Genomic DNA, 6,520 nt, shown 5'->3' with positions numbered 1-6,520 from the left:
GCAATGGACGCCATCGCTCGCGCCGACGACGTGGAACACCTTCACCAACATCGTCACCTCCGCCACCGGCAATTTCACCTTCGTCGATGACGGTTCACAGACCGGCGGACTGGGCGCGACCCGCTTCTACCGGTTGCTGCTCTACCCGTAAATGCACTCGTTGGTGCTCGCGCTGAATCCGTCGATCGATGTCGAGTGGCGGCTGAAACACATTCAGTGGGAGGAAAAGAACGAGGTGCAATCGCAACGCTGCTGGGCGGGTGGCAAGGGCATCAACGTCGCGCGCTGGCTCAAACATCTCGGCGGCAAACCGGAACTGCTCCTTCCCCTCGGCGGTCAGACGGGTGACGAACTTGCGGGTTATCTTCGCGCGGAGAAACTCCCGGCGAAAATCGTTCGCCTCTGCGAACCCACGCGCGCCAACATCATTGTTACAACAGACGCCGGACGTCAGATGCGTTTCAATCCCCTCGGGCCGAAACTGAGCCGACGCGAGTGGAACGGGGTGTTGAAAAACGTTGAACGGCATCTCAAGCGAATCTGTGCCGAGCAGGGTAGGGCGCGTCACTCCGTGCGCGCCGTCTCACGACCTCGAAACCGCGGCACGCACGGAGTGACGCGCCCTGCCGGCGGTCTGCTCATTGTGTCCGGCAGCCTGCCGCGCGGCGTGCCTGTCACGGCCTATTCCCAACTTATCCGACTTGCGCACCGTTTCGGTGTGAAGACGCTGCTCGACTGCGAGGGGCCGGCGTTGTCTGCAGCGGTTAAGGCGCATCCGTTCCTGGTGAAGCCCAACGACCACGAACTCGCGCAATGGTGGGGGCGGACACTGTGCTCAGAAGTGGAGCTGGGTCGCGCCGCTCGAGCGTTGTCGCAACAAACCCGCGGTTGGGTTTTGGTTTCGCGCGGCGCAAAAGCCGGCCTGCTGGTCAACGTGTCCGAGGATTTCCATTGCTTTGCCACGCCATTGCGCGTTGAGCCGCAAAATACTGTGGGGGCAGGGGACGCGCTGCTGGCAGCCGTGGCGCGACAGATCGAGCGTGGCGCGCCGCCGCAGGAATGGTTGCGCCACGGCGTGGCGATTGGGACCGTGGCGACTCAAGTTCCACCGGGAGTATTGCCGACGCACTCGGTCATCCGGCTGTATGAAAAGAAAGTCCGACGAGCCGGTTGAGAATCACACCAGCAGCCCGGCCACTACCTCCCCGTGCACATCGGTCAAGCGGAAGTCGCGACCTTGGAAGCGATAAGTCAGCTTGGTGTGATCCAGTCCCAACAGGTGCAGTACGGTGGCCTGGAAATCATGAATGTGCACCGGGTTCTCCGTGACGTTGTAACCCAGCTCATCCGTCGCGCCGAAGGTGATGCCCGGTTTGATGCCGCCGCCGGCCATCCAGATCGAATACGCGCGCGGATGATGGTCGCGTCCCATTACTGTTTTCGTCACTTCGCCTTGCAGCATCGGGGTGCGTCCAAACTCGCCGCCCCAGATCACCAACGTGTCGTCCAACAGGCCGCGCTGTTTCAAGTCCTTCACCAATGCCGCCGCCGGGCGGTCGGTCTGACGGCAGCGCTCCGGCAACCCCTTCAATAAATTTTGATCGCCATTGCCGCCGTGATGGTCCCAATCGCGATGAAACAACTGTACGAACCGCACGCCACGCTCGACCAGCCGGCGCGCCAGCAGACAGTTGTTGGCAAATGTCGCCTTGCCCGGTTCAACGCCATACTCCTCCTGGACTTTTTTCGGCTCGCTCGAAATGTCCATCAGTTCGGGAACGCTGGTCTGCATCCGATACGCCATTTCAAATGAATTGATGCGCGTGAGGATTTCCGGATCGCCAATCGCTTCGTGCTCCAAAGAATTCAAGTCACGCACCGCATTCAGCGATTGTCGTCGGACCTTGTCGCTCACGCCTTCCGGATTGGAAACGAACAACACGGGGTCGCCTTGCGAGCGGAATTGGACACCCTGATAAGTCGTCGGCAGGAAACCGCTCCCCCAATGATGCGTGCCGAGGGGTTGCGCGCCATTGCCGGAGACCAACACTACGAATCCCGGCAAGTCTCGCGCGACACTGCCGAGACCGTAAGTCAACCACGCGCCGATGGAGGGCCGCCCCATGAAGGTCGAACCGGTGTTGATGAACGTCGTCGCCGGGTCGTGGTTGAAAGCATCCGTGTGCATGGAACGGACGATGGCGATGTTGTCCGCCATCTGCGCCGTGTAGGGCAGCAGCTCAGAAAGCTCAGCGCCCGATTTCCCATGCCGGGCGAACTCGAATGGCGTCCCAACCAGATTGGGAATTCCTTTAAGAAAAGCGAAGCGCTGACCCTTGATCATGTCTTCAGGCACCGGCTTGCCGGTCAGTTCCTTCAGCTTTGGTTTGAAATCGAAGAGGTCCAATTGCGACGGCGCGCCATACATGAACAAGTAAATGACCCGCTTGGCGCGTGGCGCAAAATGCGGCGGCTTGATGCTCAACGGATCGTGCGGAGCCGGTTTGTGAGTCGTGGCGAATAGCTTCTCGTTCAAGAGCGACGCCAGCGCGATGGTGCCAATGCCTGTGGCGCTTTTGGCGAAGAAATGCCGGCGGGTGATCAGCTTGGCGTAGTCGGAGCAATGTTTGCCGGTCATGGCAGATGGCGTCCTCATAGCGCTTTAAGTACCCAAACACCAAAACACCCAAACACCCAACACAGCGAGTTGCAGTGTATGAGACTCCTTGCGTATTTGGGTACTTGGGTATTTTGGTGTTTCATCCCTTCGTAATCGTCTCATCCAGATTCAAAAGCACATTCGCCACAATCGTCCACGCCGCCAGCTCACTCGCATCCAAACCTGCCGGCACCGGGGCATGACCATACTTCGCCAGTGTTTCCGCGGCTTTACTATCAGCTTTGAAGTTTGCCAGTTGCTGTTCAAGTAGCGTGCACAAACGAGTGCGCTCCTTCGCGGTTGGCGAACGCGAGAGGCAAAGCCGGAAACCGTAAGTCACGCGTGCTCCAACATCGCTTCCACCTTCGTTGATCAAACGTTGCGCCAGCGCGCGCGCAGCTTCGAAGAAAGACGGATCGTTGAGGGTCGTCAATGCCTGGAGTGGCGTGTTGGAACGCGCCCGATGCGCCGTGCATTGTTGCCGGCTCGGGGCATCAAAGCCGACGAACGCCGGATAAGGAATCGAGCGTCGCCAGAATGTATAAATCCCGCGCCGGTATAGCTCGTCGCCCTGACTCACGACCCAATCGCCAATGCCGTAATCCTTGTTGCCGATTTCGGTCCAAAGTCCCGGCGGCTGAAAAGGGAACACACTTGGCCCGCCGATTCTTTGATTCAACAGACCGCTGATCGCGAGTGCGCTGTCGCGAATCATCTCCGCCTCCATCCGAAACCGTGGCCCGCGCGACAACAAGCGATTGAACGGATCCAGTTCCAGCTTTCTCGCATCAACCCGGCTTGACTGACGATACGCCGCCGAAGTGACGATCAGTTTGTGCAACGCCTTCATATCCCAACCAAGGCGAATGAATTCCGTCGCCAGCCAATCGAGCAGTTCGGGGTGCGACGGACGCTCGCCTTGACTTCCGAAATCTTCCATTGTTTTCACCAATCCGGTGCCGAAGTGAAGTTCCCAGAAACGGTTCACGATGACGCGCGCGGTCAGCGGATTTTCCGGGCGGACCAGCCAGCGGGCAAGCGTCAAACGGTTGATGGGCGCGTCAGCAGGCGCTGGATTGAGCACGGCGGGAAAGCCTGGCGAAACCGTGTCGCCTACATTGAGGAAATTCCCGCGAATCTGGATTTTGGTCGGTCGCGGCTCGGCTTTTTCCTGCAACACCAGCGTGCTCTTGACCTGCCTGACCAATTCCTTCTCGGATTTCTTAGAGTCGGCAATCTGGTCTTTCAGTTTGGAAAGTTTATTGGTGTCTCCCGACGGTTCGTTCGTTGCGGTCTTCAGGTTGGTTTCCAATTCAGCGATCTTGGAACGAAGTTCCTTCAACTTGGTTTCTTGTTCCTGCGTCGGAAATTCCAGCAGCGGCGACTGGCTGGCACCCGTGCCGCCGCCGGTTTCCATCGTGTTGTTGAAGATCGCGTAGAACTGGTAGTACTCCTTTTGGGTGAACGGGTCGTATTTGTGATTGTGACATTGGGCGCAACCCAGTGTCGTTCCCAGCCAGACCATAGCCGTTGTGTTCACGCGGTCAATGACGGCGGCGACACGAAATTCCTCGGGGTCGATGCCGCCCTCTTCATTGAACATCGTGTTGCGATGAAAGCCCGTGGCGATTTTCTGGTCCGTCGTGGCGTTCGGCAACAGGTCTCCGGCGAGTTGCTCGATCGTGAATTCATCGAACGGCATGTTCTGGTTGAACGCCTGGATCACCCAATCGCGGTACGGCCACATTGAACGCCGGGTATCGATGTGATAGCCGTTGGAATCCGCATAACGCGCGAGGTCAAGCCACAACCGCGCCATCCGCTCGCCGTAGTGTGGCGAGGCGAGCAATCGGTCCACCAAGTTGTCGTAAGCTCGCGGACTGCGGTCTTTTTCAAACGCCTCCACTTCGACAACCGTAGGTGGCAGGCCGGTCAAATCGAGACTCAACCGGCGAATCAACACGGCGCGCTCAGCTTCTCTGGCGGGAGATAGCCTTTCCTTTTCGAGTCGGGCTAGGATGAAGAAATCAATCGGATTGCGGGGCCATATATTATTTCTGACCGTCGGCGGTTCGGGGTGGATGGGTTTGATATACGCCCAATGCGCCTTTTTGGAAGCTGCCAGTGTTGTCTCGCTAATCGCTTCCGCACCGTGCGCAACTGCAAAAGCGCCCGCGAAGCAACCGACAACCAATGCTTCCAAATGACGCAAATAAATTCTCACATTAATCAGATCAGCGCAGATGGATACCAATTTATTCCAGCCTATAAGGGGATAAAGTACGCACTTCTCACCGACCCAGCAAACAAAAACCAACTGAAAGGCGACTGTTCGACTGTTAAAAAAGCTGACAATCCATTTTGAAATAACCCTTGACAGTTACCACGTGACGCGATTAACTGCGCCCATCAGCCCCGTGCTATCGTGCTTTGTAAGTACGAACAAACCTATACCAGAAGTAGTCCACAAAGACAGTTATGAAAAAATCTATCCTAACTCAAATAACCGGTTTCGTTGCGGGCGTGATCATGGTCACGTCCGCCCAGTTTGCAGCCAATGCTCAGGTACCGGAGTTCGGGGCGCCCAGCGTGCAGAACCCGTGTAACAAAGTGGGGTCAGGCAGTAACGCCTTTTACTTCCTGTCCATGGAAGGCGAGAGCTTTTTCGACAATTCCAAGACGCTGGTAACAGATCCGCCGACTGGCTTTGTCAAGGTTTACAACGACGGCACGAACTTCAGCGGGGGCTATACCAATGCGATTTTGGCAACCAATACGACGGCATCCTTGCAAGGTGCGCTGGGCACATTCGGCCCATTATTTGGCCGATTCGCTGATAAGGTGACTTATCAGGTGGTGTTCTCGCAGCCGGGCGACTACTACATGTATATGCGCTTTACGATGTTCGAGAATGGCTCGAACCTGGGTAGTTATCTTAGCGACCTTAATTACGGTGGTGACACCAACGGGCCTGGGGCTGCAAGCAGGACAGATTATTCCGGTGGAGCGAACACAAACTTCTGGGAAGGCCAGTTCCACTGGAACCAGCTTTTTGTAAGCTCGTTCCTCAGTGGCGCCATCACCAATGCGGACGGCACTCCGCGGGCCGGCAATCCCTTCCACTATGTGGTCACGCCGGCCATGGTCGGGGTTCCGCAGGATTTCACCATCGCGTACCGTGAACAGGGCGTGACGATTGATCAGTGGCTGTTCAGCACGCACACGAACCTGCTGAACGACTATACGCAGCAGCAACTCGATGATCTCTTTGTTAATAAGGTGGCGGTCCAGCAGCCGGAAAACACGGTCGTGACCCCGACCAACAATTATCCCTTCCTGGTGATGGAAACTGAGAACTTTGTAGCCAAGTCAAATCGTAATCTCACCGCGGGATTTGCGGCCGTCACGACGGTGAGCACCAATGTTGCATTCTACGGCGAGTCCATACTCGGAACCAACACGACGGCATCTGGGAAGGGTGCGTTGTTCACACAAAGTCCTTCGTTCGGTCGATTCTCGGATTTCGTCAACTATAAGGTGCAGTTCGCGGCGACAGGCGACTACTACCTGTACATGCGATTCACTATGTACGAAAACGGAGGGAACCTGGCTCATTACATTAGCGAAGACTCCTTCATTCTTCCTCCGGACTTCAACAAAAATCCCCAAAATGACTGGGTCCCACCAGGGACCGCCGGCGCTGATAATGGAGGTTATACGGAAGGATTCGGCGCGCACGGTTTTCTGCTGATCCTTAATTACGGTGGTGACACCAACGGGCCTGGGGCTGCAAGCAGGACAGATTATTCCGGTGGAGCGAACACAAACTTCTGGGAAGGCCAGTTCCACTGGAACCAGCTT

Annotated in this window: 5 protein-coding genes; 3 read left to right on the top strand and 2 right to left on the bottom strand. The window is 56.8% G+C overall.

Translation table 11 applies throughout. The annotated features are described in order from the left end of the window. Positions 1-151: hypothetical protein (locus HY298_04755; GenBank protein MBI3849587.1), on the top strand; the 151-nt coding region annotated here is incomplete at its 5' end. Further along, positions 152-1,174, top strand: coding sequence for a 1-phosphofructokinase family hexose kinase (locus HY298_04750; protein MBI3849586.1), 1,023 nt, complete (start codon positions 152-154; stop codon positions 1,172-1,174). 3 nt (positions 1,175-1,177) lie between these two features. On the opposite strand, the gene HY298_04745 is transcribed toward HY298_04750, so the two are convergent. Together HY298_04745 and HY298_04740 are read right to left on the bottom strand one after the other, a co-directional pair. Further along, a complete protein-coding gene (locus tag HY298_04745; protein ID MBI3849585.1) occupies positions 1,178-2,638 on the bottom strand; it encodes a DUF1501 domain-containing protein in 1,461 nt (486 codons plus the stop codon). A gap of 121 nt (positions 2,639-2,759) precedes the next feature. Next, positions 2,760-4,784: a DUF1553 domain-containing protein gene (locus HY298_04740; GenBank protein MBI3849584.1), complete on the bottom strand. Its 2,025-nt coding sequence runs from the start codon at positions 4,782-4,784 to the stop codon at positions 2,760-2,762. 353 nt (positions 4,785-5,137) lie between these two features. Between HY298_04740 and HY298_04735 the strand changes: the two genes are divergently transcribed. Then, on the top strand, positions 5,138-6,520 hold a 1,383-nt coding region (locus HY298_04735), incomplete at its 3' end, for a hypothetical protein (GenBank protein MBI3849583.1).

The sequence above is a fragment of the Verrucomicrobiota bacterium genome (assembly GCA_016200005.1).
Lineage (GTDB): Bacteria > Verrucomicrobiota > Verrucomicrobiia > Limisphaerales > PALSA-1396 > PALSA-1396.
This window is presented reverse-complemented; position numbering and strand designations above follow the sequence as displayed.

Excerpts from the sequence above, each read along its gene's own strand:
- HY298_04750 (MBI3849586.1), top strand. The coding sequence starts at position 152 with ATGCACTCGTTGGTGCTCGCGCTGAATCCGTCGATCGATGTCGAGTGG.
- HY298_04745 (MBI3849585.1), bottom strand. The coding sequence starts at position 2,638 with ATGACCGGCAAACATTGCTCCGACTACGCCAAGCTGATCACCCGCCGG.